Source organism: Oleiphilus sp. HI0067, assembly GCF_001635735.1.
In genome coordinates, this window is sequence record NZ_LWFI01000588.1 from 1 (window position 1) to 955 (window position 955).

2 protein-coding genes are annotated in these 955 nt (G+C 43.7%); both read left to right on the forward strand.

Features of this window, described 5'->3' with window-relative positions; genetic code table 11:
• The coding region (locus tag A3739_RS06735; protein ID WP_156502415.1) for a DUF692 family multinuclear iron-containing protein at window positions 1-205 on the forward strand (205 nt) is incomplete at its 5' end.
• On the forward strand, window positions 195-955 hold a 761-nt coding region (locus A3739_RS06740), incomplete at its 3' end, for a DNA-binding domain-containing protein (RefSeq protein ID WP_068500813.1). The genes A3739_RS06735 and A3739_RS06740, both read left to right, overlap by 11 nt.

Sequence of the window (955 nt, forward strand, 5' to 3'; positions counted from 1 at the left end):
TGATACACATGGCGCCCAGGTACATGACGATGTTTGGAAGCTTTATGAAGAGGCGCTCAAGCGCTTTGGCTCTGTGCCTACATTGATTGAATGGGATACAGACATCCCAGAATACTCAGTGTTATTGAAAGAGTTAAGTAAAGCGAGACAGTATTGGGAACAGCATAATCATCACATCAAAGATCGGGCTGATTATGTCGCCTAAACCTGAAAGTAATGCGTTAAATGCATTACAAGATAAGTTTATTCATGGACTCTATCAGGGCGAAATCGCAAACGTAGAAGCCTTGATTTGCGATTCAAATAAACTGTCAGCCACACAGCATTTTGATATTTACCATGGCAGCATGCTCGGTAATTTCACTGCGTCATTACGTGCGGTTTTTCCGAGAGTGTTGGCAGCACTTGGTGATCAGTTTTTTGATGCCTTAGCGCGTCAATATATTAAAAATCACCCATCCAAAACGCCTAGTTTGGATGATTTTGGGGAAGGCTTTCCATGCTTTTGTGAAGGCTTCAAACCCTTGCATGATTATCCATATGTGAGTGATGTCGCTAGTGTCGACTGGTCTTGGCATCAAGCATTTCATAGCTGTGATGTATCGGCAGTTTTTGCGGCTGATCTTCAGAACGTCCTTGGTGTTGATCAAGCCAATATACAACTTGGTCTTCATCCAAGTCTCTCAATCATTCGGTCGGACTTTCCACTCTATAGCTTGTGGCAATTCAACGAACAGGAGAATGCTAGCGTTGATTCAAATAATGGGGCTAGTTTTTCCTTAGATGCTCCCGCAGAGATCGTTATGGTGTGGCGACAAGACTATCAGGTATGCGTGACATCAATTTCTCTGCCTGTTTGTGCGCTTCTTACTGCGTTCGATGAAGGATGTTCTCCTACACAAGCGTTCGAAAGAGCATTCGAGCAGCTTTGGCTAGAACAGAAGATGTATGACTC